27 protein-coding genes, 1 pseudogene and 1 riboswitch are annotated in these 25,236 nt (G+C 74.1%); of the genes and pseudogenes, 14 read left to right on the top strand and 14 right to left on the bottom strand.

What is annotated here, in order from left to right; all coding sequences use genetic code 11:
• Positions 1–27 precede the first annotated feature (27 nt).
• Entirely contained in the window at positions 28–1,062 is a 1,035-nt protein-coding gene (locus AB0873_RS22390; RefSeq protein ID WP_155329116.1) for a PHB depolymerase family esterase, read from the bottom strand.
• A 240-nt stretch (positions 1,063–1,302) separates the two neighbouring features.
• Between AB0873_RS22390 and AB0873_RS22385 the strand changes: the two genes are divergently transcribed.
• The 5 genes from AB0873_RS22385 (at position 1,303) to AB0873_RS22365 (ending at position 5,740) form a co-directional block, all read left to right on the top strand.
• A complete protein-coding gene (locus AB0873_RS22385; RefSeq protein ID WP_366601915.1) occupies positions 1,303–1,731 on the top strand; it encodes an ATP-binding protein in 429 nt (142 codons plus the stop codon).
• A gap of 75 nt (positions 1,732–1,806) precedes the next feature.
• Positions 1,807–2,619 carry an MEDS domain-containing protein gene (locus tag AB0873_RS22380; RefSeq protein ID WP_366601863.1) on the top strand — a complete coding sequence of 271 codons (813 nt, stop codon included), beginning with the start codon at positions 1,807–1,809 and terminating at the stop codon, positions 2,617–2,619.
• Complete coding sequence (locus tag AB0873_RS22375) at positions 2,616–3,578, top strand: sensor histidine kinase (protein WP_366601861.1); 963 nt, start codon at positions 2,616–2,618, stop codon at positions 3,576–3,578. Before AB0873_RS22380 ends, AB0873_RS22375 begins: the two co-directional genes overlap by 4 nt.
• A gap of 270 nt (positions 3,579–3,848) precedes the next feature.
• Positions 3,849–5,075: a DUF2786 domain-containing protein gene (locus AB0873_RS22370; protein ID WP_366601859.1), complete on the top strand. Its 1,227-nt coding sequence runs from the start codon at positions 3,849–3,851 to the stop codon at positions 5,073–5,075.
• Between the two features lie 29 nt (positions 5,076–5,104).
• Positions 5,105–5,740 (top strand): dihydrofolate reductase family protein, encoded by a 636-nt coding sequence (locus AB0873_RS22365; RefSeq protein WP_366601857.1) that lies wholly within the window; start codon positions 5,105–5,107, stop codon positions 5,738–5,740.
• Between the two features lie 127 nt (positions 5,741–5,867).
• Here AB0873_RS22365 and AB0873_RS22360 read toward each other — a convergent pair whose 3' ends face one another.
• Positions 5,868–6,332, bottom strand: a complete 465-nt coding sequence (locus AB0873_RS22360; protein ID WP_366601855.1) for an ArsI/CadI family heavy metal resistance metalloenzyme — start codon at positions 6,330–6,332, stop codon at positions 5,868–5,870.
• Positions 6,333–6,412: 80 nt separating this feature from the next.
• Between AB0873_RS22360 and AB0873_RS22355 the strand changes: the two genes are divergently transcribed.
• Both AB0873_RS22355 and AB0873_RS22350 read left to right on the top strand, forming a co-directional pair.
• Positions 6,413–6,778, top strand: coding sequence for a metalloregulator ArsR/SmtB family transcription factor (locus AB0873_RS22355; protein ID WP_366601853.1), 366 nt, complete (start codon positions 6,413–6,415; stop codon positions 6,776–6,778).
• Positions 6,775–7,278, top strand: a complete 504-nt coding sequence (locus AB0873_RS22350; RefSeq protein WP_366601851.1) for an N-acetyltransferase family protein — start codon at positions 6,775–6,777, stop codon at positions 7,276–7,278. Before AB0873_RS22355 ends, AB0873_RS22350 begins: the two co-directional genes overlap by 4 nt.
• Before the next feature lie 16 nt (positions 7,279–7,294).
• On the opposite strand, the pseudogene AB0873_RS22345 reads toward AB0873_RS22350, so the two are convergent.
• Together AB0873_RS22345 and AB0873_RS22340 are read right to left on the bottom strand one after the other, a co-directional pair.
• Positions 7,295–7,542, bottom strand: a pseudogene (locus tag AB0873_RS22345) (flavin reductase).
• Positions 7,539–7,775 carry a hypothetical protein gene (locus AB0873_RS22340; protein ID WP_155329126.1) on the bottom strand — a complete coding sequence of 79 codons (237 nt, stop codon included), beginning with the start codon at positions 7,773–7,775 and terminating at the stop codon, positions 7,539–7,541. Before AB0873_RS22340 ends, AB0873_RS22345 begins: the two are co-directional and overlap by 4 nt.
• A 353-nt stretch (positions 7,776–8,128) precedes the next feature.
• On the opposite strand from AB0873_RS22340, the gene AB0873_RS22335 reads away from it, so the two are divergent.
• Complete coding sequence (locus tag AB0873_RS22335; RefSeq protein WP_366601849.1) at positions 8,129–9,196, top strand: helix-turn-helix transcriptional regulator; 1,068 nt, start codon at positions 8,129–8,131, stop codon at positions 9,194–9,196.
• Between the two features lie 34 nt (positions 9,197–9,230).
• The gene (locus AB0873_RS22330; RefSeq protein WP_366601913.1) at positions 9,231–9,422 is read left to right on the top strand and encodes a DUF397 domain-containing protein; all 192 of its coding nucleotides are present in this window, start codon (positions 9,231–9,233) and stop codon (positions 9,420–9,422) included.
• A 50-nt stretch (positions 9,423–9,472) separates the two neighbouring features.
• Here AB0873_RS22330 and AB0873_RS22325 read toward each other — a convergent pair whose 3' ends face one another.
• The 5 genes from AB0873_RS22325 to AB0873_RS22305 form a co-directional block, all read right to left on the bottom strand.
• Positions 9,473–9,616, bottom strand: coding sequence for a hypothetical protein (locus AB0873_RS22325; protein WP_196255966.1), 144 nt, complete (start codon positions 9,614–9,616; stop codon positions 9,473–9,475).
• A gap of 147 nt (positions 9,617–9,763) precedes the next feature.
• Entirely contained in the window at positions 9,764–9,937 is a 174-nt protein-coding gene (locus tag AB0873_RS22320; RefSeq protein ID WP_366601847.1) for a CsbD family protein, read from the bottom strand.
• Positions 9,938–10,004: 67 nt separating this feature from the next.
• Positions 10,005–12,263 carry a heavy metal translocating P-type ATPase gene (locus AB0873_RS22315; RefSeq protein ID WP_366601845.1) on the bottom strand — a complete coding sequence of 753 codons (2,259 nt, stop codon included), beginning with the start codon at positions 12,261–12,263 and terminating at the stop codon, positions 10,005–10,007.
• A gap of 11 nt (positions 12,264–12,274) precedes the next feature.
• Positions 12,275–13,267, bottom strand: coding sequence for a hypothetical protein (locus AB0873_RS22310; RefSeq protein WP_366601843.1), 993 nt, complete (start codon positions 13,265–13,267; stop codon positions 12,275–12,277).
• 28 nt (positions 13,268–13,295) lie between these two features.
• Complete coding sequence (locus tag AB0873_RS22305; RefSeq protein ID WP_366601841.1) at positions 13,296–13,505, bottom strand: cation transporter; 210 nt, start codon at positions 13,503–13,505, stop codon at positions 13,296–13,298.
• 92 nt (positions 13,506–13,597) lie between these two features.
• Between AB0873_RS22305 and AB0873_RS22300 the strand changes: the two genes are divergently transcribed.
• Positions 13,598–13,900, top strand: coding sequence for a metal-sensitive transcriptional regulator (locus tag AB0873_RS22300; RefSeq protein WP_155329133.1), 303 nt, complete (start codon positions 13,598–13,600; stop codon positions 13,898–13,900).
• A 20-nt stretch (positions 13,901–13,920) separates the two neighbouring features.
• On the opposite strand, the gene AB0873_RS22295 is transcribed toward AB0873_RS22300, so the two are convergent.
• Entirely contained in the window at positions 13,921–15,924 is a 2,004-nt protein-coding gene (locus tag AB0873_RS22295) for a heavy metal translocating P-type ATPase (protein WP_366601912.1), read from the bottom strand.
• A 512-nt stretch (positions 15,925–16,436) separates the two neighbouring features.
• Here AB0873_RS22295 and AB0873_RS22290 point away from each other — a divergent pair.
• A complete protein-coding gene (locus AB0873_RS22290) occupies positions 16,437–17,780 on the top strand; it encodes a YibE/F family protein (RefSeq protein WP_366601839.1) in 1,344 nt (447 codons plus the stop codon).
• A 166-nt stretch (positions 17,781–17,946) separates the two neighbouring features.
• Positions 17,947–18,077: riboswitch (cyclic di-AMP (ydaO/yuaA leader) on the top strand.
• Positions 18,078–18,081: 4 nt separating this feature from the next.
• On the top strand, positions 18,082–19,098 hold the full coding sequence (locus AB0873_RS22285) for a hypothetical protein (protein WP_155329136.1): 1,017 nt from the start codon (positions 18,082–18,084) through the stop codon (positions 19,096–19,098).
• Between the two features lie 108 nt (positions 19,099–19,206).
• Here AB0873_RS22285 and AB0873_RS22280 read toward each other — a convergent pair whose 3' ends face one another.
• Positions 19,207–19,932 (bottom strand): carbonic anhydrase, encoded by a 726-nt coding sequence (locus AB0873_RS22280; protein ID WP_366601837.1) that lies wholly within the window; start codon positions 19,930–19,932, stop codon positions 19,207–19,209.
• A 208-nt stretch (positions 19,933–20,140) separates the two neighbouring features.
• On the opposite strand from AB0873_RS22280, the gene AB0873_RS22275 reads away from it, so the two are divergent.
• Together AB0873_RS22275 and mycP (AB0873_RS22270) are read left to right on the top strand one after the other, a co-directional pair.
• Entirely contained in the window at positions 20,141–20,503 is a 363-nt protein-coding gene (locus tag AB0873_RS22275) for a MarR family winged helix-turn-helix transcriptional regulator (protein WP_155329138.1), read from the top strand.
• Positions 20,504–20,512: 9 nt separating this feature from the next.
• On the top strand, positions 20,513–21,748 hold the full coding sequence (gene mycP / locus AB0873_RS22270) for a type VII secretion-associated serine protease mycosin (protein WP_366601835.1): 1,236 nt from the start codon (positions 20,513–20,515) through the stop codon (positions 21,746–21,748).
• A gap of 81 nt (positions 21,749–21,829) precedes the next feature.
• Here mycP (AB0873_RS22270) and AB0873_RS22265 read toward each other — a convergent pair whose 3' ends face one another.
• Genes AB0873_RS22265 through mycP (AB0873_RS22255) form a run of 3 tightly spaced genes read right to left on the bottom strand, consistent with a single transcriptional unit; the run spans position 21,830 to position 25,226 of the window.
• Positions 21,830–23,185, bottom strand: coding sequence for a hypothetical protein (locus AB0873_RS22265; protein WP_366601833.1), 1,356 nt, complete (start codon positions 23,183–23,185; stop codon positions 21,830–21,832).
• Between the two features lie 15 nt (positions 23,186–23,200).
• The gene (locus AB0873_RS22260; protein ID WP_366601831.1) at positions 23,201–23,743 is read right to left on the bottom strand and encodes a hypothetical protein; all 543 of its coding nucleotides are present in this window, start codon (positions 23,741–23,743) and stop codon (positions 23,201–23,203) included.
• Between the two features lie 31 nt (positions 23,744–23,774).
• The gene (mycP, locus tag AB0873_RS22255) at positions 23,775–25,226 is read right to left on the bottom strand and encodes a type VII secretion-associated serine protease mycosin (protein ID WP_366601829.1); all 1,452 of its coding nucleotides are present in this window, start codon (positions 25,224–25,226) and stop codon (positions 23,775–23,777) included.
• Positions 25,227–25,236: the final 10 nt, after the last annotated feature.

Genomic DNA, 25,236 nt, shown 5'->3' with positions numbered 1-25,236 from the left:
TCGCGCCCGGTGCCGCCCGGAGCCGGCTCAGCCGTCGAGGCGGCGGACCATGTTCATGATCGTCTCGATCTGCGCCCCGCCCTTGATCGGGTAGTTGGTGGCGCCGAGGTAACCCCACCAGTCCCAGCAGCCGTTCGGGTTGGCCGCCGACGTGGTCGCCTGCGGGTACAGCACCACGAGCCGGTTGGTGTCCGCGTACTGGTTGAGGTTGGCCCGGTCCACGAAGGCGGTGCCGACCCGGCCGTAGCCCTGGAGGCAGCCGTGCAGCGCGACGAGCAGCCGGCACGACTGCCCGGCCGCGCAGGACGCCGGGACGTACACGAAACCGGAGCTGTCCATGCTCAGCCCGTTGGCCCAGCCGTTGACGGCGTACGTGTTCTGGCCGAACCGGACGAGCGTCCCGCCGAGCGGTCCCGTGTTGGGGGCCGCCACGCTGCCGAGCAGCTTGCGGAGGAAGGCCCCCTGCGGGTCGGTGCCGCAGTCGTTGAGGAACGGGGCGGCGGTGGCCGTGCAGCCGACGGTCCCGTAGGGGGTCACCCAGGCGTGCCCGGCGGCGCTGCCCGAGTCGTACTGCACGCTGGCACCGAAGTGCTGGTAGTAGCGGACCAGGTCGTCGGTGACCGACCGCTTCACGGTGTTGTCGTTCCCGCCGTGGAAGACGTACACGGGCTGGCCGCCGAGGTTGCCGACCCCGTCGACCCAGCCGTACGACGCCCACGTGCGGGTGTAACTGGTGAGGCTGGGCAGGTTGGTGGGGTAGCGGTTGTCGCCGCAGCCGTACAGCGCCTGGGCGACGTTGTTCTGCGCGCAGTAGTAGGGCCCGGCGGCGAAGACGGCCGCGCCCCGGATCCGCGCCGAGTAGGCGACCTGGAGCTGGGTGGCCAGGTAGCCGCCGGAGGAGACGCCGGCGACGTGGACGGCGGAGATGTTGTACCGGCCGAGTGACCCCGACACGGGTGTCTTCGTGTACGGGTCCGCGGCGGCGGCGACGGGGGCGGGGGACGACAGCACCAGCAGCAGGACGGTGGCGAGGGTGGCGGCGAGTCTCAGCGGTCTCCTCATGACGGCTCTCCTGTCCGCGTACGCCGGCGGGACGGGTAACGGCGCGCCACGCCGGCCGGACGGTGCCGGGTGCCACACCGGCGGGACGGGTGCCGGCGTGCCGAGACCGTAGCGTGACATAGGCCACAGCAGATATCCTCGGCGCCGACACCCACGCGTCCGTCGCCATGTCGCCGGCAGCCATCCGTGCGCCCCGACACGGCGGGCGTGGCGGTGGCGAAGGCGGGGTACAACAGGGCCATGGGCCGCCTGAGCACCTCGCCACCACCGCCGCGTGCCACCGAACTGCGGCGGTGGACGCTGTCCGACGCGACGGACCTGCGCGGGCTCCGCGCGTCCCTGCACGAGGAACTGACCGGCACCGTGCTCGCCGAGGGCGCCGCCCTGGACGAGGTGCCCGAGCTGATCGCGCTGATCGCGACGGAGCTCGCCACCAACGCGCTGCGCCACGGCATCCCGCCGACCATCGTGCGGCTGCTCGCCACCGACGACTGCCTCGTCCTCGACGTCGCCGACCACGACCTGAGCACCGTCCCGGAGCTCGCCGACACCCGGCCGGTCGGCTCCGGCGGGCGGGGCCTCCAGATCGCGCAGAAGCTCTCCCTGGACGTGGGCTGGTACGGGACCGACACCACGAAGAACATCTGGGCGACGTTCCCCCGGACGTGAGCAGGTCGGGCTGAGTGGCCGGTCACGGGACCCGGCATAGACTGATGCCATGAGGCAAGCAACGTGACGGACCCGATGCCACCGCATGGCCACCTCTGCTGGTCGTACGACGACCAGGAGGTCTTCGCCGACGAGGCGGAGCGCCACGTCGCGGCGGGCCTCGCCGGCGGCGAGCGGGTCTGGTTCGTCACGCCGACGCCGACCGGGCCGGTGGCGGAGCGGCTGGCCGGCCTGCCCGGCTTCGCCGACGCGCTCGACCGCGGCGCCGCCGCCGTGGTGCCGCTCGGCGAGACCTACACCTCCGGTGCGGTCGTCGACCCGCCCACCCAGGTCGCCGCGTACGCCGCTGCCACCGAGGCGGCCCTGGCCGCCGGCTTCACCGGCCTGCGGGTCGTCGCGGAGGCGACCGACATGGTCCGCACCGCGAAGCAGCTCGACGCGTTCACCCGCTACGAGCACCAGATCGACCGCTGGATGCGCACCGGGCCGTTCGCCGCGATGTGCGCCTACGACCGGTCCGCGCTGGGCGACGCGACCGTCGCCGCGCTGGCCTGCATGCATCCCGAGAGCAACCAGACCGACCCGCTGTTCCACCTGTTCGCCACCGCTCCCGCCGACGGGCACGCGGCCCTCACCGGCGAGCTCGATCCGTCGAACCACGAGCTGTTCCGCGACGCACTGGAGTGGGCCGACCTGCGCCCGACCGACGGGCGGCTGGTGCTCCAGGCCACCGGGCTGCGCTTCCTCGACCACCGCACGCTCATCGCCCTCCAGGCGTACGCGCGACGTCGGGACGCCACCGTGGTCCTGCGGACGTCCCGCCCGACCCCGGCCCGGCTGGCCGACCTGCTCGGGCTGACCGGCATCCAGGTGGAGATGGTGCGATGAGAACGGGGGCGGCGGCCGGGCACACGGGCTACTACCACGAGGCGATCCGCTACGACACCGACGACGAGCTGCTGGCGGTCGTGGTGCCGTTCCTGCTCGGCGGTGTCGAGGCGGGCGAGCCGACGTTCGTGGCGCTGGGCGAGCGCAACGCCAAGCTGGTGCGGACGGCACTGCCCACCGGAGCGGCCGTGGACTATCTACCGGGCGGCGACATGTACGCGCGACCCGCCGCCGCCATCCGGTCCTACCGGCAGCTCCTCGCCGAGCAGGTGGCCGGGGGCGCGAAGCAGATCCGGATCATCGGCGAGGTCCCCGAGGTGGCGCTCGGCGCCATGTGGGACTGGTGGGCCCGCTACGAGTCGGCCATCAACCACGCGTACGACGACTTCCCGCTCTGGAGCATGTGCGCGTACGACACCCGCATCGTCCCGCCCGCGGTGCTGGCGGACGTGGCCCGGACCCATCCCCGGTTCGCCACCCCGGACGGCGGGCACGTGCCCAGCCCGACCTGGACCCCGCCGGAGGTCTTCCTTCGCGAGGACCTGCCCGTCACGCCGGATCCGATCCAGGCGACCCCGCCGATCGTCGACCTGCGCGACCCCACGGCGGCGGACGCCCGCGCCGCCGTCCACTGGGCCGACCAGGGCCGGCTGCCGGTCGACGACCTCGAGGACCTGGTGGTCGCGGTCAGCGAGACCGTCACCAACGCGCTGCGCCACGGCCGGGCACCGGTCCGGATGCGCCTGTGGGCCGCTCCCGACCGCATCGTCGTCACGGTCAGCGACACCGGCACCGGCCCGGCCAACCCGTACGTCGGGCTGCTGCCGGCTGCGAACGGCAACCCGAGCGGTCTGGGCCTGTGGATCACGTACCAGTCGTGCAACCACGTCAGCCGGCACGACGGCCCGGACGGCTTCACCCTCCGGCTGACCGCCGGCGCCCCGTACACCGCGCGCTGACCGTCGCGCCGCGCGTTGATCCGTCGCGCCGCGGGCACGCGACGGCGCGGCGGCTTCCCGCAGGCCACGGCGCCGGGTCGGATCGCGCCTCCCGGTCAGCGCCGGGGAGCCGCGCGGCGAGGGCGGGCCGCACATGCCGTGCCCCGGGGCTCCTGCACGAGGGCGGACGTGGCGGCTGTCACGAGCGACCGGGCCGCACGGACGACCGGAGGTACGGTCGGCTGGCGGCCGGCCCCGTCGGGCGCCCGACCTGTCGAGGGGGAAGCGGCCGTGCCGGACGCCGAGGAGCTGGTCAGCGATGCGCTGGCGGCGGTGCGCGGCACCGACGTACGCCTCGCGGAGCGGCAGCTGGACCGGCTGATGATCGGCGGCACGGACGGCGGACGAGCAGTGGACGCCGCCCTCTTCCGCCGGCTGGTGCGGACCGTCGGGCGTCTCGTGCCGCGTGGCTGGCAGCCGGTCGACCTGGCCCGGATCGCGACCCGCCGGCTGGGCCCGCGCGACGCCGGACTGGTGGTGGACGCGCTCGCCGCGCACCGCCGGGACCTGGCCGATCCGGTGCCGGACTGGTGGGCGGCGCAGCTTCGCGAGCTGGCCGCGACGGTGTGGTGGGACGCGGACGACACCCACCTCGTTGGCTGGTCGGCCCGCACCGGCTCGGACCGCTTCACGGCTCTGCGCGCGGCCGTCGACGCGCTGGCGCTGGTCGAGGGCTTGCCGCCGATCGCGGTGCTCCGGCCGCCGCCCGGCGCGCCGGCGGCCACCACGACCCGTCCGGCGCCCAGTGCTTCCCGGATGCTCGACCGGGTCCGGGCCCTACTGGCCAAGGCCGAGTCGACCACCTTCCCGGCGGAGGCGGAGGCCCTGACGGCGAAGGCCCAGGAGCTGATGGCCCGGCACAGCATCGAGGCGACCCTGCTGGCCGCGCCGGACCCGGCCGACCTGCCCACCGGGGTGCGCCTCGGCACCGATTCCCCGTACGCGGGGGCGAAGGCGCTGCTGGTGCAGGAGGTCGCGGCGGCCAACCGGTGCGAGGCCGTGTGGTCGGACGACCTGGGGTTCAGCACGGTGCTCGGATGGCCGACCGATCTGGAGGCGGTGGAGCTGCTCTACACGTCGCTGCTCGTGCAGGCCACCGCGGCCATGCTCCGGGGGCGGGGCGAGCGGCGGCAGTCGGGCGGCCGGCGGACCCGTGGCTACGACGAGTCGTTCCTCAACGCGTTCGCCCTGCGTATCGGCGAGCGTCTGCGGGCGGCGACCGGGGCGGCCACCGAGGAGGCCGGCCCGGACCGGCTGCTGCCGGTGCTCGCCGCGCGCAACGAGGCGGTGCGGCAGCACCTCGACGCGCTGTTCCCGGGCGTCACCCGGGCCCGGCTCACCGTCCGCGACGCCGAGGGCTGGACGTCGGGCACCGCCGCCGCCGACCGGGCGTCGCTGGGCGCCACGCCGGGCCGCCCGGCCCGGCCGGTCCGCGGCGGCCGGCGCCGCGACCGATGACTTCGGTACGCCCCGAACGTCCACCCCGTATGACTGTCGTGACGTGTCAGATCTCGATCTCTCTGGACGGGTACGTGGCGGGGCCGGACCAGAGCCTCCAGGATCCGCTGGGCCGGGGCGGCCTGCGCCTGCACGAGTGGCTCTTCGCCGCCGGCCGGTGGCGGGAGCAGCACGGGCGGGCCGGGGGTGAGTCCGAGGTGGACTCCCAGGTCGTCGACGAGCTGGTCCGGGACGTCGGCGCGTACGTGATGGGCCGGCGGATGTTCGGCGGCGGTGACGGCCCGTGGGACGAGACCTGGCGTGGCTGGTGGGGCGAGGAGCCCCCGTTCCGGGTGCCGGTCTTCGTGTTGACCCACCATCCCCGGCCGTCGCTGCCGATGGCCGGCGGCACCGATTTCCACTTCGTCACCGACGGGATCCACTCGGCGCTTGAGCAGGCCCGGAAGGTGGCCGGTGAGCGGGAGGTGGCGATCGCGGGCGGGGCGAGCGCCGTCCGGCAGTATCTGGCGGCGGGTCTCGTCGACACCCTCCATCTGCACGTGGTGCCGATCGTGCTGGGCGCGGGCGAGCGCCTCTTCGACGGCCTCACCGACCTGCGCCTGGAGCAGGCCCGGGTGGTCGCCGGCCCGACGGTGACGCACGTGACGTACCGCGTCCGGTCCTGACGCCCGGCCGACGCGGCGCGCGACACGGGGGCGCGCGCCGCGCCGGGCACTGCCTGCGATCCTGCTTCGTGCCCTCGTTCCGCCACGAATGCGAGCGTTGTCGCGGCGGGACGTGCACGATCGACGGTCAGCAGCAGGCGGTGCGGGCTCCGGTGGTGGCCGAGGCCGGCTCGGCGGTGGCGGTGGTGGTGCAGCAGGTGCTGTCGGCGGCCTTCTCGAGCTGGGGGGAGTCGGCCTTGACGGTGTAGACCTCCCAGGGCTCCTGCCCGGGGCCGCGCACCCAGACCTTGTCCTGGAGGGCGTAACAGCACTCGGTGTCGCTCTCCTCCAGGGTGATCAGGCCGGCGTCGGTGAGGCGCCGGGTGGCGGCGCCGACCTCGTCGGTGCTGAACACCTCGACGCCGAGGTGGTCCAGGACGGTGGGCCGGTCGGGCTCGCCTTCGAGCAGGACGAGCTTCAGGGGTGGGTTCTCGATCGCGAAGTTGGCGTAACCGGGGCGGCGCTTGGCCGGCTCGACGCCGAACAGCTTGGCGTAGAAGGCGACGGAGCCTTCCAGGTCGGAGACGCGCAGGGCGAGCTGGACACGGGACACGAGGTTCTCCTTGTCTAGATGCTTATCGAAGCAACGCACCCACTGTTGCACCCTGTTTTGACATCTGTCAACCTAGAGGCATGTCGAAACAGTCGGTGGACCTGCAAACCGTGGCCTGCTGCCCGCCGCTGGCGGTACGCCCGCTGGACGCCGAGCAGGCGTCGGTGGTCGCGCCGATGTTCAAGGCCCTCGGCGACCCGGTCCGGCTGCGGCTCATGTCGATGATCGCCTCGGTGCCGGAGATGTGCGTGTGCGACCTGACCCCGGCGTTCGACCTGTCCGGGCCGACGATCTCCCACCACCTGAAGGTGCTGCGGGAGGCCGGCCTGGTCGACTCCGAGCGTCGCGGGACGTGGGTGTGGTACCGGGTCCGTCCGGAGGCGTTCCGCCAGCTCGGCGCACTGCTGGAACTGCCCGCGGCCGCCGGGGCCACGGAGACCCGATGAGCCCGGCCGGCATCACGATCACCGCCATGGGCGACCAGCACGCCGACGCGGTCCTGGACATCTACCGGCGCGGCATCGCCTCCGGTGACGCCACCTTCGAGACCGAACCGCCCACCTGGTCCGCCTTCACCGCGACCCGCCTGCCCGACCACCGGTGGGTCGCCGTCGACGCGGCCGGTCGCGTCCTCGGCTGGGTCGCCTGCACGGCCGTGTCCGACCGGTGCGTCTACGCCGGGGTCGTCGAGCACTCCGTCTACGTCCACCCCGACGCTCGGGGCCGAGGAGTCGGCCGCGCCCTGCTGGCGAGCCTGATCGCCGGCACCGAGCGGGCCGGGATCTGGACCATCCAGTCAGGCGTCTTCCCCGAGAACACCGCCAGCCTCGCGCTCCACGCCGCCTGCGGCTTCCGTACCGTCGGCACCCGGGAGCGGGTCGGCCGCCACCACGGGGTCTGGCGCGACGTCACCCTCATCGAACGCCGCAGCCCGGTCGTCACCTGAGCAGCACGACTCCCGGCTAGCGGGCGCGGGCCCAGCCGGTGAACCGGTCGGCCAGGTCGACCGGCGGGTGCCGGGGTCGAGCCCCGTGAGGTGTTCGACGGCCTCGGCCTGGAGAGTCGCCAGGTAGACCAGCAGCGCGGTGCGGTCCTCGCGGTACTCGCCCAGGAGGCGCAGCTTCGCCGGCGAGCACGGCCAGGCGATCCCGCACGCCGCGCAGCGCCAGGTCGGCCGCGAGGGACGGTGGTCGACGGGACGCCGGCTCACCGGCCCCGCACCCCGTCCACCTCGCGGACCCGGTCGACGCGGACGAGGGCGTACCGCTCGCGGACGGCGACCGAACCGTCGGGGCGAACCTCCCGGCCCCTCAGTTCGGCCCAGACCACCCCGTCGATCTCACTGCGGCCGATCACCTCGGAGATGTGCAGGGTCAGCGGACCGGTGCCGAACTTGTAGCCGTCCTCGGGGACACGGATGGTGTGGCCGACGACGAGACTCACCAGCGGCCTCCGTTCGCACGCCACTGCTGCGCCGGGGTGAGGTTTCCGGGGCGGCCCGGCTGGACTGCGGGTAGTGGCCGGGTGGGCGCGAACAGCGCCGCCGGCAGGTTGGCCCCGCGGATGCGCCGGGGAAGCGGCGGCACCGGCTCGCATCGCCAAGATCTGAGTCGCAAGGGGTGGACCTCGTGTCATGGATGGGGCCGCCTCGCCTTCATGTCGAGGCGGCCCCGTGACCAGCGCAGCCGCCGGGTTCCGGTCACCTCCACCGGCCGCACCGTCCCTTTCAGAGTGCGATCGTGGGACTACGCTCGGAAGGAGGTCGATGCTTTCAGCGGCTTTCAGCAGGAGGACCGGTGGATCATCTCGGCGCACAACTGCGGCAGGCTCGTACCGAGGCCGGCGTCACGCTCGCCTCGGTGGCTGCCCGGACGTGCTACTCGGCATCGCACCTGAGCAACGTCGAGGCTGGACGGCGAGCGGCGACCCCTGACATCGTGCTCGCCTACACGCGGGCGCTCGGGGAGGGCGACGTGAACCGACGGCAAGTGCTCGGCCTGGCGGCGGGTGTCGTCGGCCCGGTCGTGGCCGGTGAACTCATCCGGGCCGGTTTCAGCGCCGCGCTTCAAGGCCGTGCCGCTGAGGAGGACTGGCGCGAGCGGGTCGACCAGTACGGGCGCGACTACATGGCGGTCGGAGCAGCGGTACTTCAGACGCGCCTCGCAGGCGACCTGGTGATCCTGCAACAGCACCTCGACACGCCGCCCATGTGGTCGCACGCGGCAAGGGCGCTGGTCACCTACGGGAAGACCACCCCGGACCCGGTCGAGGCGATCCGGTGGTACGACTTGGCGACCACTGCCGCCGACCGTTCCGAGGACCTGACCGTCCGGGTGTGGGTACGGGGCCGCGCCGCGATCGCCCTCGCCTACGAGGGGGCGGCGCTTCCGACGGCGCGACGATATGCGGACCAGGCGATTGCGCTGTCCGACCAGCCGTCACTCGGTCGCGTCCAGGCACTCATGGCAAGGGCACACGTCGCGGCGGGACGTGGCGACAAGGCGGGGGCGGTCGCCCTCGACACCGAGGCGCGCCGGGTCTTCGATCACGTTGCCTCACCCGACAGCGAGGTCTCCGACACCGCCGTCCCGCCGTGGCGGATGGCGACCTTCCGCAGCATGCTGTACGCCCGACTCGGGATGCCGGGCCCCGGCACCGAAGCGCAGGAGGAGGCCGACCGAGCCCGGCCCGAGGGTCTACCGCGCTTCGCGGCGCACATCGAACTGCACCGGGGGCTCACCATGGCGAAGGCCGGCGACAAGGCGGGCGGTGTCGCGTACGCGCGACGGGCGTGGGATGCCCTCGCGGCCGAGCGGCGCTCACAGAGCCTCGCTCTGATGCTCCGCGAGGTCGAGCGAGCATGACGGGGCGATGTCAACGAAGGGACGTGGCGGAATCATGGACCTGAACGGCGCGCGGTGGCGCAAGAGCAGCCGCAGCAGCGGCAACGGCGGCAACTGCGTCGAGGTCGCCGACAACCTCCCCGGCGTGGTCGCCGTACGCGACTCGAAGGACCCGGCCGGCCCGGCGCTGACCTTCGCTCCCAGCGCCTGGCGGGCGTTCGTCATCCAGGTCGCCGAGCGGGGCTGAGGAAACGGCCCCCGAGGGGCAGGAATCCAAGGTCTCCAAACGCCGGCCCGTCAGGGGGTGGCGCTGGCCGGGGCGGAAGGCGGCGGTGGCGGGGCTCCGGCCTCGCCCCGGCGCTCGTCGTGCGCCCCGAGGACCAGCACGGCCAGGGCCGCGATGGCGGCGGCACGCCGCGCGAGCACGACGGTCCGGGACATCGGCTCACCCCCGTTCTGCACCACGACGTCCCCTGTGGACGCCGATGACGCCGCGAACGGCGCCGTCCTGGCAACGAGTGGACTCGTCGGCGGGACACGTCACCGCCGGGCGGCGGGGCCGGCCCGGCGGTGACGCGTACACCGTGATCAGCTCTTGAAGACGTCCTTGATCTTCTCGCCGGCCTGCTTGAGGCTGGCGCTGGCCTGGTCGTTCCGGCCCTCGGCCTCGAGCCGCTCGTTGTCGGTGGCGCGCCCGGCGCCCTCCTTGAGCTTGCCCGCGGCGTTCTCGGCGGTGTTGTTGGCCTTGTCTTCGATACCCATGTCAACCTCCAGGGATCCGGGGGTGCCGCTTGCCTCCCGATGTACCCCGGGAAACCGCCGCCAACCGTCACCCGACCGGGCGGAAACCCCGGAGGCGGAGGCTGTTGGCCACCACGAAGACCGACGAGAACGCCATCGCGGCACCGGCGATCATCGGGTTGAGCAGCCCGGCCGCGGCCAGCGGGAGCGCCGCGACGTTGTAGGCGAAGGCCCAGAACAGGTTGCCCTTGATGATCGCGAGGGTGCGCCGGGAGAGCCGGATCGCGTCCACGGCGGCGGCCAGGTCGCCCCGAACCAGGGTCAGGTCGGAGGCCTCGATCGCCACGTCGGTCCCGGTGCCCATGGCCAGCCCCAGGTCGGCCTGGGCGAGCGCGGCGGCGTCGTTGATCCCGTCGCCGACCATCGCCACGACCCGGCCCTCACCCTGGAGCCGCCGGACCACGTCCACCTTCTCCGCGGGCAGCACCTCGGCGATCACCTCGGCGATCCCGACCTCGGTCGCGACCACCCGGGCGACGGTCTCGTTGTCGCCGGTCAGCAGCACCGGACTGAGTCCGAGGTCGCGGAGCCGCGCGACGGCGGTCGCGCTGGTCGGTTTGGCCACGTCGGCCACCGCCAGCACGCCGCGGGCCCGCCCGTCCCAGCCGACCAGGACCGCCGTCCGCCCGGCAGCCTCCGCGGTGGTCACCGCCGCCGAGACCTCCCCGGGTACGTCCACACCCCGCTCCCGCAGCAGCCGGGGCCGGCCGACCAGCACCTCGCGGCCCTCCACGGAGCCGCTCACGCCCAGCCCTTCGAGGTTGGCGAAGCCGGTCACCGGTGGCAGCCCGCCGGCCTCGGCCGCGCCCGCGGCGACGGCCCGGGCGATCGGGTGCTCGGAGGCGGCTTCGAGCGCCCCGGCGATCCGGAGCACCTCCGCCCGGTCCTCCCCGGTCGCCGGGAGCACGTCGACCAGGGTCATCCGGCCGGTGGTGACGGTGCCGGTCTTGTCCAGCACCACCGTGTCGACCCGCCGGGTGGACTCCAGCACCTCCGGCCCCTTGATCAGGATGCCGAGCTGGGCGCCCCGGCCGGTGCCGACCAGCAGAGCGGTCGGCGTGGCCAGCCCGAGGGCGCACGGGCAGGCGATGATGAGCACGGCCACGGCGGCGGTGAACGCGGCGGTCGGCCCCGCCCCGCTCCCCAGCCACCAGCCCAGCGTGCCGACGGCGAGCGCGATCACGATCGGGACGAAGACCCCGGAGATCCGGTCGGCGAGCCGCTGTACGGCCGCCTTGCCGGTCTGCGCGGCCTCGACCAGGCGTGCCATCTGGGCGAGCTGCGTGTCGCCGCCGACCCGGGTGGCCCGGACGACCAGCCGCCCACCGGCGTTGACGGTCGCGCCGACCACGGTGTCGCCGGGGGCCACCTCGACCGGAACGGACTCCCCGGTCAGCATGCTCGCGTCGACCGCCGAGGTGCCCTCGTCGACGACGCCGTCGGTGGCGACCTTCTCGCCGGGGCGGACGACGAACCGGTCCCCCACCGCGAGCTGGTCGACCGGGATGCGGGTCTCGACGCCGTCGCGCAGCACCGCCACATCCTTGGCGCCCAGCTCGAGCAGGGCCCGCAGGGCCGCCCCGGCGGTGCGCTTGGACCGTGCCTCGAAGTACCGGCCGGCGAGGATGAACGTGGTGACGCCGGCCGCCGCCTCCAGGTAGATGTTGCCCGCACCGTCGCCGCGCACGATGTCGAAGCTGAACGGGTGGGTCATCCCCGGCGTGCCGGCGGTGCCGAGGAACAGCGCCCACACCGACCAGCCGAATGCGGCGAGGGTGCCCAGCGACACCAGCGTGTCCATGGTCGCCGCGCCGTGCCGCAGATTGACCCAGGCGGCCCGGTGGAACGGCAGGCCGCCCCAGACCACCACCGGGGCGGCCAGGGTCAGCGACAGCCACTGCCAGTACGTGAACTGCCACGCCGGCACCATCGCCAGCACGATCACCGGCACGGTCAGCGCGATCGACGCCCACAGCCGGGTACGCAGACCGCGTAGCTCGTCCACCGGCTCGGCGGCCGGCTCACCACCGGCCTGGACCGGCGGGGGCGGCACGACGGCCGTGTAGCCGGTCTTCTCGACCGTGGCGATCAGGTCGCCCGGGGTCACGTCGTCGGCGTACGCGACGGTGGCCTTCTCGGTGGCGTAGTTGACGGTGGCGGTGACGCCCGGCATCCGGTTGAGCTTCTTCTCGATGCGGGCGGCGCAGGAGGCGCAGGTCATCCCGCCGATCGCCAGCTCGATCCGGTGCGGCGCCATCGGCAGGGGCTGCTTGCTCGTGGTGGTCATCCCGCCTCCCGTCAGTCGTGCCCGTGACCGGGCGTGCCGTGGTCGGCGGCGCCGGTCGGGGCGGGTGCGCTCGTGCCGGTCGGCGTCGGTGCTGCCGGGACGGCGGTGGCCGTCCCGCCGGCCGCCGCGGCGACGATGGTGAACTCGGCGGTGCGGACCACACCGTCGTGCTGGAAGTCCAGGAAGAGCCGGTAGGTGCCGGCGGAGGGCACCTCGGCGAAGAAGGTCACTTCGGGGCCGGGCCTGGTCCGCCCGTCACCCGGCGCGCCGTCCGGGTGGACGTGCAGGTACGCGAGGTCGCCCTGGCGCAGCGCGACCAGGTGCCCGTACGCGCCCAGGTAGGGCTCCAGGTCGGTGACCGGTACGCCGTCCCGGCTCACCGTCAGGGTCAGCTCGCTGGTCCGGCCCGGCTGCGGCGTTCCGGCCAGGGTGACCGTGTAGCCGTCGACGGTGGTGCTGGTCGCCGGTGCCGGCAGCGGCCGGTCGGTCAGCACGCCGGGGACGGTCACGTCCACGCCGAGGGTCAGCGGCTCCCCGCCGCCCGGCGTGAAGTCGGCGAAGACCCGCCACACTCCCGGCCCGGCCAGCGGTGAGTCGACCCGCCAGGTGCCGTCCGGGGACATCTCGGGGTGCACGTGCCGGAACCCGCTGAGGTCACGGCGGGCGACGATCAGGTGCATCCGCTTGTCGTGCGCCACCTCGTATGCGGTCACCGGCGCGCCGTCCGTTCCGGTGATCTGGAAGGCGAACTGGCCGGCGGGTGCCGCGACCGGCCGGAGGGTGTGGCCTCGCTCGGACACCAGCAGGCCGCCGGGCAGGTGGGCCGCCTCGTCGGCGTGCCCCGTTCCGTCGTCGTGCGAGGTCTCGCCGGCGTGCCCGGTGTCGTCGTGGCGGGTCTCGGCGGTCGGGGCGACGGGGCCGGTCACCTGACCGACCCCGTACGCCGCGCCGAACACCGCCGCGAGCCCGAGCGCGAAACCGCTCAGCTTCGTCGCCGTGTTCATGGGGTGCCTCGGTCTCCCCGTGTCGCCGTCAGGCGCCGACGAGGTCGTAGCCGGCCTCGTCGACGGCGGCGCGCACGGTCTCGATGTCCAACGGGCTCTCACTGGTGACGGTGACCTGGCCGGTGGCCAGATCCACCTGGACGTCGCTGACGCCCTTGATCGCGCTGACCTCGGCGCTGACCGAGCTCACGCAGTGCCCGCAGGTCATGCCCTGCACCTGGTACGTGGTGGTGACCATGGAACCTCTCCTTCTCCGTCACCAACGATACCCCCAGGGGGTAACTGCGAGGACACTAACATACCCCCCAGGGGTACGCTATCCTTGCCGGCATGACCACACCCACGCCCGCCCCGATCCGGGGCTACACCGCCACGAAGGACCAGCTGCTCGCGCGGCTGCGCCGCGTCGAGGGTCAGGTCCGGGGCATCGAGAAGATGGTCGACGAGGACCGGTACTGCATCGACGTCCTCACCCAGATCTCCGCGATCCAGGCCGCCCTGGACAAGGTCGCCCTCGGCCTGCTCGACGGGCACGCGCGGCACTGCATGCACGAGGGGGCCGCCGAGGGCCGGGCCGACGAGATGGCCAGCGAGATGATGGCCGCCGTCGGCCGGCTGATGAAGCGCGGCTGACGCCGAAGGGGCGGCGCGCGTTAAGAAGGGCCCCTTTCACCACGCGAGGCGTTAACAGGGGGCCCTTCCTTGCTGTCCAGCCGCACGCGGCGCAGCAACTGGGCGTTGAGCGCCACCACGATCGTCGAGGCGGACATCAGCACCGCGGCCAGGGCCGGGCTCAACGCCAGGCCGGCCCACGCGAACACGCCGGCCGCCAGCGGCAGGGCCACCACGTTGTAGCCGGCCGCCCAGCCCAGGTTCTGCCGCATCTTCCGGTACGAGGCCCGGGAGAGCCGGACCACCGCGCTCACGCCGCGCGGGTCGGACGAGGCGAGCACCACACCTGCGGACTCGATCGCCACGTCCGTACCGGCACCGATCGCGATGCCGACGTCCGCCCGGGCCAGGGCGGGCGCGTCGTTCACGCCGTCACCGACCATGGCCACGGTCAGGCCCCGCCGTTGCAGCTCGGTGACCTTGCCGTCCTTCTCCGCCGGCAGCACCTCGGCGAACACCTCGTCCACTCCCGGGCGGAACCCGAGGTCGGCGGCGACCGCCTCGGCGACCGGCCGGGCGTCCCCGGTGATCATGGCGATGGTGTGGACGCCCTCCGCCCGCAGCTCCGCGATGGCCTGGCGCGCCTCGGGGCGTACCTCGTCGGTCAGCGCCAGCGCACCGAGCACGGTGTCCGGCAGGCGCACCAGGTGCAGCACGGCGGCACCCCGGTCCGACCACTGGTCGCTCACCGCCGCGAGCGCGCCCGGGAGCCGTACGCCGAGTTCGCGCAGCAGGGCGGGGCCGCCCACCGCGTACTCCCGGCCCTCGACCGTGGCCCGCACCCCGCGGCCCGGGAGCGACCGGAAGCCGCTCGCGGCGGCGGGCCCGCCCTGGCGGCCGGCGGCGGCGACGATCGCCCGGGCCAGCGGGTGCTCGCTGTCGGATTCGACACCGGCGGCGATCCGCAGCACCTCGCCCTCGTCGACGTCCGGCGCGGCGGCCACGTCGCTGACGACGTGCTCGCCACGCGTCAGCGTGCCGGTCTTGTCGAACAGCACCGCGTCCACCGTCCGCATCCGCTCCAGCGCCAGCCGGTTCTTCACCAGGATCCCGCGGCGGGCCGCGAGCGCGGTGGACAGGGCGATCACCAGCGGGATGGCCAGGCCCAGCGCGTGCGGACACGCGATGACCAGGACGGTGACCGTCCGGACCACCGCCTGGTCGGCGTCGCCGAGCGCGCTCCAGGCCGCCACGGTCACCACGGCGGTGACGGTGGCGACGTAGAACAGCCCGGCGGCGAAGCGGTCCGCCAGGACCTGGGCCCGCCCGCTGGACTGCTGGGCCTGCGCCACCATCCGCTGGATGCCCGCGAGCGTGGTCTCCTCGCCGATCGCCGCCACCTCGACGCGGATGGCGGAGTCGGTGGCGACGGTGCCGGCCACCACCCGGTCCCCCACCGACCGGGTGACCGGCCGGGACTCCCCGGTGATCATCGACTCGTCGAGTTCGGCGGCCCCGCCGGTGATCCGCCCGTCCGCCGGCACCCGCCCGCCCGGCCGCACCAGCACCACCTCTCCGACCCGCAGCTCACTCACCGGCACCCGGGTGACGCTCCCGTCGGGGCCCACCCGCTCGGTGTCGTCCGGCAGCAGCGCGGCCAGCGCGGTGAGCGCGCCGCGCGCCTGCCCGATCGCCTTCATCTCCTGCCAGTGGCCCAGCAGCATGACGGTGACCAGGGCGGCCAGCTCCCACCAGAAGTCCAGGTCGAAGGCGCCGAGGCTGGTGGCGAGGGAGGCGGCGTACGCGACCGTGATCGCCATGGCGACGAGCAGCATCATGCCCGGCGCGCGGTCGCGGACCTCCCGGACGGCGCCGACCAGGAACGGCCAGCCGCCCCACCAGAACACCACCGACCCGAGCACCGGCCCGACCAGCGACCGGCCCGGGAACTCCAGCTGGTAGCCGAACCACTCCATGACCATCTGGCTGGCCACCACCACCGGCAGCGTGAGCACCAGGCAGACCCAGAACCGGCGGCGGAACATGTCCGGGTCGTGCCCCGCGTGCTTGTCGTGCCCGCCGTGCTTGTCGTGCCCGCCGTGCTTGTCGTGCCCGCCGTGCGGGTGCCCACCGCGGGCGCCGCCGCCCGGCGGGTGGTCGCCGTGCGGTTGGTCGCCCGAGGCGGGGTCGCCGTGCGGGCGGTCCCCGCCGGGCTTCCCGTGCCGAACCATGCCCCCAACATGCCTTCCCGCGCCCGCCCGCGGGCCCCAACCCTCAGGTCCGACCGCCGACACCACAGCGCACGACCTGCGTCGAAGGAGCGCGCTGGCTACCATTCGGCCGATGGCCCTACGGATTCCGCACCACCCGGCCCGCGTCCGCGCCGGGGCTCCGACGCCGCCGACGACCGCGCGCGGTCGCGTCCGGCCCGGCACGGCCGGCACGGTCCGTGGCCACGGAACCACCCTCGGACACCCCTCATGAGGAGTTCCGGGAGCCGCTGAACCGTTCGACCCGCCGGCCCGTACCCCGCCCTGGATTCGTTGGGAGACACTCGATGGGCGCCGACCACACCCGTCCCGCTCCGCCCACCCCGCCCGGGGTGCGGCGGATCCTCATCGCGACGGTGGTCCCCCTCTTCCTCGCCACCCTGGTCGCCGCCCTGGTGCTCTGGCCTCGTGACACCCGGGAGGCCGACGCGGGCACCGAGCCGCCCCGCTACCACGGCACCGTCACGAAGGTGGTGACCGAGCCGTGCCCGCCCACGCCGGAGGCACCCGGGGGCGGCCCGGCGACGGGTGACGCGTGCGGCACGGTGACGGTCCGGGTCGAGCAGGGGCCGGACTCGGGGCAGCAGGTCGAGACTCCGGTACCGGCCGGGCCGGGCGCGCCCGAGGTCGCGGTCGGCGACGAGATCATCCTGGTCGAGCTGACCGATCCGGCCGATCCGTCGGTCAGCGCGTACAACATCGCCGAGCACCAGCGCGGTGAACCGCTGGTCTGGCTGGTGGCGCTCTTCGCCGCGGCGATCGTCGCGTTCGGCCGGTGGCGTGGCCTCGCCGCGCTCGCCGGCCTGGCCGCGAGCTTCGCCATCCTGCTGACGTTCGTCCTGCCGGGAATCAGCGCGGGCCGGCCGCCGCTGCTGGTCGCGGTGGTGGGCGCCGCACTGATCATGTTCGTGGTGCTGTACCTCACGCACGGCGTCACCGCCCAGACGTCGGTGGCGGTCCTCGGCACGCTCGGCAGCCTGGTGCTCACCGGCGTGCTCGGCACGCTCGCCACCGCGGCCACGCACCTGACCGGGTACGGCAGCGAGGAAGCCACCACCCTGTCGATGTTCCAGGCCGACGTCGACCTGCACGGCCTCCTGCTGGCCGGCATCGTCATCGGCTCCCTCGGCGTGCTCGACGACGTCACCGTCACCCAGGCGGCCACCGTCACCGAGCTGGCCCACGCCAACCCGGGGCTGACCCGGGGGCAGCTCTACCGGTCCGCGACCCGGGTCGGCCGGGCACACATCGCCTCCACGGTCAACACGATCGTGCTGGCGTACGCGGGTGCCTCGCTGCCCGTACTGCTCCTGCTGACCGCCGACTCGCGGGCCGCGACGCAGATCCTCACCAGCGAATTCCTCGCCCAGGAGATCGTCCGCAGCGCCGTCGCGACGCTCGGCCTGATCGCCGCGGTTCCGCTCACCACCGCGCTCGCCGCCCTGGTCACCACCGCCGGGCGGCGCGGTGGCGGGAGAGCGGGCGCGGACGCCTCCGCTCCGGCGCCCCGCCCGGCCGCCGGACGGACGGAGGCGCTGGAGGCGCTGAGCACGCCGCGCGCCGGCACCACCACCCCCGCCGCCCCTGGTGGGTGGCCCGACCGAGACAGGAGTACGGACGCCGGATGGTGACACTCCGCACGGTGACGACGCCGTCCCACCCGCCTGATAAACGCGTCACTGATCACGCAGCGCACATACGGAATAGCGCATTTGGTCGGCTTCCGGACGTAGATCCCCAGCACACCTGTCAGGTAACCTCGCTGCCGGTCACCGCCGAACGCGCGCACCGGCGCCAGCGGGGCCACCGCCCAATCGCCGCGAGGCGAGCCGGGGAACCAGGTACGTGGGGTGAATCCGCGCCAGCGGTAGGGGCCGCTTCCGTCCCGAACCCGTCAGCTAACCCGGTCGGCGGTCGACGGAAGGGAACACTGTGACGGCACCCCTACGCCGCTGGTCGACACCCGTGGTGGCCGTGCTCGCCGCGCTGGCCGTGTTCGCCGGGCCCGTACCGGCCTCGGCCGCCCCCACGGCACCCCCCAAGCCCTCCGGGCACGACGCGGAGCCGAAGCTGCTCGGCGACCTCATCGAGGCCCGGAACCGCGAATTCGTCAAGGCCCAGGCGCAGCTGGAGAAGTCCCGGGAGCGTCGCCTCGTCCTCGAACTGGAACTCCGGCGCGCCCAGGCCGACCTCGACGCCCTGGCCCCCCAGGTGAACGAGATCGCCGCCCAGTCGTACCGCACCGGCCGGATCGGCGCGATGTCGATGCTGCTCGGCGCGAACACCCCCGACTCGTTCATCGCCCGCGCGTCGGCCCTGGACGAGCTGAACCTCGTCAACGACAAGCGCCTCGCCGTGGTCAACGCGGTGCGGAACCGTGCCCAGCAGGCCAAGCTGGCCCTCGACGCCGAGGTCCGCGAACAGCAGAAGCTGGCCAACGACCTGAAGCGTGGCAAGACCGAGGCCGAGAAGGCCCTCCGCCTGGTCGGCGGACAGGGGCTCACCGGCGGCCTGGTCAGCGCCGAGTCCCCGGTCGCCCGGATCGCCCCCGGCCGCACCGCGGACGGCGACTGGCGGTCCGAGTCGTGCAGCGAGAACGACCCGACCACCGCCGGCTGCGTCACCCCCCGGACCCTGCACATGTACAACGAGGTGCGACGGGCCGGTTTCAAACGGTTCGTCGGCTGCCACCGCTCCGGCGGCCCCTTCGAGCACCCCAAGGGGCGCGCCTGCGACTGGTCGTTGCAGAACAGCGGGTTCAGCTCGTGGCACAACAACGACATGCGCCGGTACGGCAACGACCTGACCGCGTTCCTGGTCCGCAACGCCGACCGGCTCGGCATCTACTACGTGATCTGGAACCGGCAGATCTGGTTCCCGGCGACCGGCTGGAAGTCGTACAGCGGGCCGTCCAACCACACCGACCACGTGCACGTCTCGTTGCTGTAGCCGACGACGGGAAAGGGCCGCCCCGCGATGTGCGGGGCGGCCCTTCGCGTAGGTCGGTCGGCCGGCGGCGGGTGTCGTCCGGCGGCGCGGCCGTGCGGGCGGCGCCGGTCAGGCGGCGGCGTGGGCGGCCGGGTCCACGGCGGGCAGGTCACCGATCCCGGCCACCGTCCGCACCTCACCGGCGGCGAGACGGTACGACATGCCGGCGATCGCGCACCGGCCGGCGGCCACGGCCGCGGCGAGCGCCTCCGACTGCTCCGGCATCGCTTCGACGGTCTGCGCGATATGGACGTCGACGATACCGTCGAGGTCGGTGACACCCTCGGCGTCGGCCCGGCGCAGGCTGGGCACCACGGCGTCCACCACGGCCCCGAGGTGCCCGGCTGGCCGGGTGCCGGTCGCGTCCGCCTGACGGGCCGCCTGGACCGCGCCGCAGGAGTCGTGACCGAGCACGACCACCAGCGGCGTACCGAGCACGGTGACCGCGTACTCGACGCTGCCGAGCACCTCCGGGCCGAGGGTGTGCCCCGCGGTCCGGACCACGAACAGGTCACCGAGGCCACGATCGAAGATGATCTCGGCGGCGAGGCGGGAGTCGGAGCAGCCGACGATCACGGCGAACGGCTGCTGCCCGTCCGCCACCGCCGCCCGACGTCCGGCGTCCTGGTTGGGGTGGCGCGGCTCACCGGTCACGAACCGCCGGTTGCCGGCGTACAGCTCGGCGAGCGCCTGCTCGGGCCCGGCCGGACCAGCGACGGCGGCAGCCCCGCCCGCAGGGCCGGCGGCTTTCCGATCCGGGCCCGGCTGCGTGCCGGGCGTTCCGGGACGACTCATCCCCTCACCTCGTCCTGGGTGGGCGAACCTGGTGGGACCCGGACCGGCGCTGGACGCGGGCTGTCACCCACCGTCACACGCAGCACAACGCACGTCAAGATATGCGTGATATGCGCTTCATATGTCGTCGGCCCCTTGCAGTCGCCCTGTTGATCACCCCCGAGAGCCGCGGGTCGGGCGTGCCACGAACCGGAACGACGGAAATACGATGTCGGGCATGGCGACAACAGGAGCGCAGGGGAGCACCCGGAACTGGACTTTCCTCACCAACCACGGGCACGTGCTGCTCGCCATCGCCCGCAACCCCACGGCCCGGCTGCGGGACGTGGCCGACGAGGTCGGCGTCACCGAGCGGGCCGCGCAGGCGATCGTCGCCGACCTCGAGGCGGGTGGTTACCTCCAACGCACGCGGGTGGGCCGGCGCAACGAGTACACGCTGAACCCCGCCGGCCGCTTCCGGCACCCCGCCGAGGCCGACCGCCAGGTCGGCGCCCTCCTGGCGCTCTTCACCGACGAACCGGCGGACGACGGCGCGACGGGCGGCACCCGCGCCGGCGACGGGCGGCGGTAGTCTCACCGCGTGCGCGAGAGCTTCCGACCGGGCCGGCCCGCTTTCGCCCGCCGGGCCGGGGCACGGGTCCTCCTGAGTGGAGTCGCCCTCCTCCTGCTCGGCACCGTCGTCGTCGCGCCCACTCCGGCCGTGGCGGCGCCCCGCTGCGGGCCCTCGGGCACGACGGCGCCCACCGAGACGCCGTGGCCGCTGCGCCGGCTGGAACCGGCGTCGGCCTGGCGCCTCTCGCGGGGTGCCGGGGTCACCGTGGCGGTCATCGACTCCGGGGTCTCCGCCACCCACCCCACCCTGCGGGGCCAGGTGCGCGCGGGGCGCGACTTCAACGGCCTTCCCCAGGAGCAGGGCCAGTGCGACCTGGCCGGGCACGGCACGATCGTGGCGGGCATCATCGCCGGCCGGGAGGGGACCGGAGTCCCGTTCAGTGGCATCGCGCCGCAGGCCCGGATCCTTCCGGTGCGCGTACTGCCGAACACCCGCACCACAGTGGACGAAGGGCTGCCGGGTGAGATCGCGCGGGCGATCCGCTGGGCGGTGGACAACGACGCCGACGTGGTCAACCTGTCGCTGGTCACCCTGGACCGGCCGGACCTCGCCGACGCGGTGCGGTACGCGCTGGACGAGGGCGTCGTGGTGGTCGCGGCGGCCGGCAACCGGCAGGAGAATCAGCAGGACCTGCCCGCGTACCCGGCCGCGTACCCGGGCGTCATCGCGGTCGCCGGTGTGGACGAGCAGGGCGGCCACGTGGGCAGTTCGGTGAGCGGCGAGTACGTCGACATCGCCGCCCCGGGCCTGAACATCGTCGGCCCCGCCCCGGGCGGCGACGGGTACCTCGCCGAACCGCAGGGCGGCACCAGTTTCGCCGCCGCGTACGTGTCCGGTGTGGTGGCGCTGGTGCGCGCCGCGTACCCGGACCTCGACCCGGAGCAGGTGGCCGACCGGCTCGCCCGGACGGCGGACAGCCCGCCCGACGGCCACAACGCCGAGGTCGGGCACGGTGTGGTCAACCCGTACCGGGCGGTGTCGGCCCTGCTCGGGTACCGGAGCGACCCGCCGCCCGACGCGTTGGCCGCTCCGGCCGCGCCCGAGGATCCGCTGGCCTGGCAACGCGACGTGGCGCTCTGGGTTGCCGCCACCGGCGCGCTGGTGGCGGTGCTGCTCCTGGCCGTCAAGCCGATCCTGGATCGGGGCCGTCGGCGCGGCTGGCGACCGGGCCGCCGCCCGGCCGACCCCACCACGACCAGCTGACCAGGCCGCCGGACCCGGACGCGCCGCCGCCCGCACCCGCTCCCCGGTGGGGGGCGGTGCGGGCGGTGGCGTGACGCCGGATCAGCGCAGTACGCCGGGCGCGCCGCCGCCGTCCGCGCCCCAGACGTCCTCGTCCTCTTCGAGCCAGGTGTTGCGGGGAACCTCCTCGTCGCCGTACCCCGCCCCGCCGTGGCCACCCATTCCGGCGACGCCGCCGACACCACCACGCGCACCGGCACCCCGGCCGGCGGCGCCCCCGACGCCGGCCGCGCCGGCACCCGGCACTCCCCGGCCGGCACCCCGGCCACCCGCGCCCCGGCCGGCACCGGCCGCACCGCCGCCCATCATCGGCGCCATCCCAGCACCCGCACCGAGCTTGCCGGCCCCGCCGAGCCGGCCGCCGGCACCGCGGCCACCACCGCGGCCCGCGCCGGCCATCCCGCCGCCCATCATCGGGGCCATGCCCGGGGTCACCGGGCGGCCCAGCGCACCGCCACCCGGGATCATGCCGCCGCCGGCCAGCCCCGCACCGCCACCGCCGCCGCCGGCACCGAGACCCGTGGTGCCGGGCAGGCCACCGGTGCCGAGACCGGGCGCGGTGGCGCTGCCGGCACCGGCCAGACCGCTGCCGTAGTCGTCGGCGAGGCTGCCGGTGCCCGGCGTGTACCCGCCGCCGGAGCCGTAACCGCCGGCGCCGGCCAGGTCGGGGTGGGCGCCGGAGCCGATGCCCGGGGAGCCGGTGCCGGGCAGGCCACCCGCGCCGACCGACGGCCCGCCGCCGCCGATGCCGCCCGTGGAGGGCATCCCGCCAGCGCTCGGCGCGCCGCCGAGCCCGCCCGCGCCAGCCGGGCCGGTGCCGAGGTCCGGCGTACGCATGTCCGGCGACGTGTCGACCTGTTGCGGGCTCGATCCCGGCATCCCCTGGTCAACCGCGACGTAGTCGCCGCTGACGTCGCCGTAGACCTTCGCCGCCTCCTCGGACTTGTCGTTGATCCAGTCGTAGAGGCCGGTCAACGGGTCGAGCAGACCCATGAAGTCGGGCTTCACCCGCATCTCGAACAGGCCCGTGTCGATGACGAGCCGCCCGTTGCGCGCCTCCAGGACGTCGTTGACGCAGCTCGCCGGGACCGGGAACGCCGACTGCGCGGCGGTTAGCCGGTCCGCCGCGTTCCGCAGCGACTGGACGATGCCGTCGTGGCCCTCGGCGTCCTGGACGATCGTCTCGGCTCTTGTCGCCATTCCCGTGACCTTCGTCTTGAAGGCCTCGTACGCCTCGCCCTTCCAGACCTCGCCGAGATCCTTGACGTTCTTGTCCAGGCTCTCCTTGACCGCCGTCACGTTCTTCAGCAGCTGCTCCCAGAGCGAGGCGGCGGTGGCCACGTCACCCGGCCGGCCGGCCACCACCACCTGCTGGCACATCTCTTCCCAGCTCGGCACCGCTCCCCCTCCCCGTCAGGCCTTCTGCTTGGAGGCGTCGCTGAAGACGCGCTCCATCTCGGCGGCGGACATCGCGTTGGCACGCTCGGCCGTCTCGTAGTTCTCCTTGACCTCGCGCAGCGCGTTCGCCGCCTGGTACAGGTCCGCGGCGAGGTTGCGGACGTTCTGCTGGGTGGTGGTGAAGAGCGAGGAGTGCTTCGTCGCCAGGTCCTGCGCCCTCGGGAACGTGCCGAGCGGGCTGGTGCCGGTCGGCATGCCGGCGGTGGCGCTGCCGCCCATCCGGTCCTGGATCTCCACCATCTGGTACGACTGCTTGTGCAGGAAGTCGGCGTGCGACTCCAGCCACCGGATGGCCTCCTCCAGGCTGGTGGCGTCCCACTCCGTCCGCGCACCGGCCTCGTTCGCCCCGGGCATCAGCGCCGTCGGCCGATCCGCCCGGTTGACGTTGTCCATCGTGACGCCGTCGAGGTGCATCGTGGGCACCAACGGTGTGATCGGCACCGGTATCGGATTGTCCAGCCGGATCTCCTCCGGCTGCTGGGCCCGGTCCTCCGTCATCGGTTCCTCCCCCTAGCCGACTGGATGTGACTTACTGCTGGTGCCCACCGGGTGCGGGCGGAGGTGGCACGGGCGCGCCGGACGGCGCGGGGCCGGACGCGACCCCGGACTGGCCGGTCGGCGGTGGGTACGCCTGCCCCGGCACCGATCCCGGCCCGACCGGCTGGCCCGGCGGGAAGCCCGGCTGGCCCGGCGGGAAGCCCGGCGGCACCGGATGGCCGGCGCCGGGCGGCGGGTAGCCCGGTGGCCGGAGACCGGGCGGGCCCACCGGTGGCCGGCGGCGGGAGCGCCGGATCAGCACCACGACGAGAACCACGAGGCCGATCGGCACGGCGAGACAGAACGCGCCGCTGATCCAGGCGCCGGGGCCCTTCTTGAAGGTGATGGCGACGGCCGGTCCGTCGTCCTCGTCGGCCACCGCCGTGCGCGTCGGGGCGGCCGAGGCGTCGGCCGGGGACGTCAGCAACGGGTTCGACCGGACGGCCGGCACCGAACGGGTGAGCGCGGCGACCGGGTCGACGGCCCCGAAGCCGTACTGGTCGTCGCGCCCGGGCCCGCCCCCGTCGCGGGCGGTGCGGATCATCAGGTTGATCACGTTGGCCGCGTCGAGATCCGGGTACCGTGCTCGGACCAGAGCCGTCACGCCGGAGACGATCGCGGCGGCGTCGCTGGTGCCGCTCGCGATGCCGTACCCGTTGGGCGACACCGACCGGGGACGCGGAGAGATGATGTCCTCCATCGGCGCGGCCAGCACCGCCTCCGGCCCGTGCACGCTCTCGGCGAACGCGGTGCCGCGCTTGGTCAGGCCGGTCACGGCGATGACGCCGGGGATGTTGGCGGGGCTGTTCACCCGCGTGGCACCCTGCTTCCGGTTGCCGGCGCTGGCCACCACGACCGCATCCTTGTCGAGGGCGTGGCGCACCGCCTGCACCAGTCGCTCGCGTTCCGGGCCCGCGGTCACCGGGAGCGGACCCTTCTCGCCGGAGGAGACGTTGATCACGTCGGCCCCGTTGTCGGCGGCCCAGCGGATCCCCTCGGCGACGTCGTCCGTGTCGAACGGCCGACCCACCGCGACCGGCAGGATCCTGGCCTCGGGTGCGATGCCGAGGTGCCGCATCTCGCCGCCGCCACGCGACGCGACGAGGCCCGACATGGAGGTGCCGTGCGCCTTCTCCTTGTCGTCGTCGCGGCGGCCGTCGGAGCCGCTGGCGTTCCCGACGCCGGTCCCCTTGAGCACCTGGCCGCGCAACTCGGGGACGGTCGGATCGACGCCGCTGTCGACGACGGCCACCGTCACGCCGCGTCCCTTGGTGATCTGGTGCGCCTGCGCGATCTTGAGCGAGTCCAGATACCACTGGAGCCCGCGGATCGTGTCGGCGGCCCGGGCCGGGGCGGGCGCGACCAGCGGACCGGCCCCGACGGCCAGGGCCACGACGGCGGCGCTCAGCGCCAGCAGTGGCCGGAAACGATTCCCCGTACCCATGACTCCCCCA

The organism is Micromonospora sp. NPDC047707 (assembly GCF_040704235.1).
GTDB lineage: Bacteria > Actinomycetota > Actinomycetes > Mycobacteriales > Micromonosporaceae > Micromonospora.
This window is presented reverse-complemented; position numbering and strand designations above follow the sequence as displayed.

Excerpts from the sequence above, each read along its gene's own strand:
- AB0873_RS22390 (WP_155329116.1), bottom strand. The coding sequence starts at position 1,062 with ATGAGGAGACCGCTGAGACTCGCCGCCACCCTCGCCACCGTCCTGCTG.
- AB0873_RS22305 (WP_366601841.1), bottom strand. The coding sequence starts at position 13,505 with ATGGTCACCACCACGTACCAGGTGCAGGGCATGACCTGCGGGCACTGC.
- AB0873_RS22320 (WP_366601847.1), bottom strand. The coding sequence starts at position 9,937 with ATGGGTATCGAAGACAAGGCCAACAACACCGCCGAGAACGCCGCGGGC.
- AB0873_RS22385 (WP_366601915.1), top strand. The coding sequence starts at position 1,303 with ATGGGCCGCCTGAGCACCTCGCCACCACCGCCGCGTGCCACCGAACTG.
- AB0873_RS22310 (WP_366601843.1), bottom strand. The coding sequence starts at position 13,267 with ATGAACACGGCGACGAAGCTGAGCGGTTTCGCGCTCGGGCTCGCGGCG.
- mycP (WP_366601829.1), bottom strand. The coding sequence starts at position 25,226 with ATGGGTACGGGGAATCGTTTCCGGCCACTGCTGGCGCTGAGCGCCGCC.
- AB0873_RS22315 (WP_366601845.1), bottom strand. The coding sequence starts at position 12,263 with ATGACCACCACGAGCAAGCAGCCCCTGCCGATGGCGCCGCACCGGATC.
- AB0873_RS22300 (WP_155329133.1), top strand. The coding sequence starts at position 13,598 with ATGACCACACCCACGCCCGCCCCGATCCGGGGCTACACCGCCACGAAG.
- AB0873_RS22365 (WP_366601857.1), top strand. The coding sequence starts at position 5,105 with ATGACTGTCGTGACGTGTCAGATCTCGATCTCTCTGGACGGGTACGTG.
- AB0873_RS22380 (WP_366601863.1), top strand. The coding sequence starts at position 1,807 with ATGCCACCGCATGGCCACCTCTGCTGGTCGTACGACGACCAGGAGGTC.
- AB0873_RS22355 (WP_366601853.1), top strand. The coding sequence starts at position 6,413 with ATGTCGAAACAGTCGGTGGACCTGCAAACCGTGGCCTGCTGCCCGCCG.
- AB0873_RS22290 (WP_366601839.1), top strand. The coding sequence starts at position 16,437 with ATGGGCGCCGACCACACCCGTCCCGCTCCGCCCACCCCGCCCGGGGTG.
- AB0873_RS22350 (WP_366601851.1), top strand. The coding sequence starts at position 6,775 with ATGAGCCCGGCCGGCATCACGATCACCGCCATGGGCGACCAGCACGCC.
- AB0873_RS22375 (WP_366601861.1), top strand. The coding sequence starts at position 2,616 with ATGAGAACGGGGGCGGCGGCCGGGCACACGGGCTACTACCACGAGGCG.
- AB0873_RS22295 (WP_366601912.1), bottom strand. The coding sequence starts at position 15,924 with ATGTTCCGCCGCCGGTTCTGGGTCTGCCTGGTGCTCACGCTGCCGGTG.
- AB0873_RS22260 (WP_366601831.1), bottom strand. The coding sequence starts at position 23,743 with ATGACGGAGGACCGGGCCCAGCAGCCGGAGGAGATCCGGCTGGACAAT.
- AB0873_RS22325 (WP_196255966.1), bottom strand. The coding sequence starts at position 9,616 with ATGTCCCGGACCGTCGTGCTCGCGCGGCGTGCCGCCGCCATCGCGGCC.
- AB0873_RS22275 (WP_155329138.1), top strand. The coding sequence starts at position 20,141 with ATGTCGGGCATGGCGACAACAGGAGCGCAGGGGAGCACCCGGAACTGG.
- AB0873_RS22330 (WP_366601913.1), top strand. The coding sequence starts at position 9,231 with ATGGACCTGAACGGCGCGCGGTGGCGCAAGAGCAGCCGCAGCAGCGGC.
- AB0873_RS22280 (WP_366601837.1), bottom strand. The coding sequence starts at position 19,932 with ATGAGTCGTCCCGGAACGCCCGGCACGCAGCCGGGCCCGGATCGGAAA.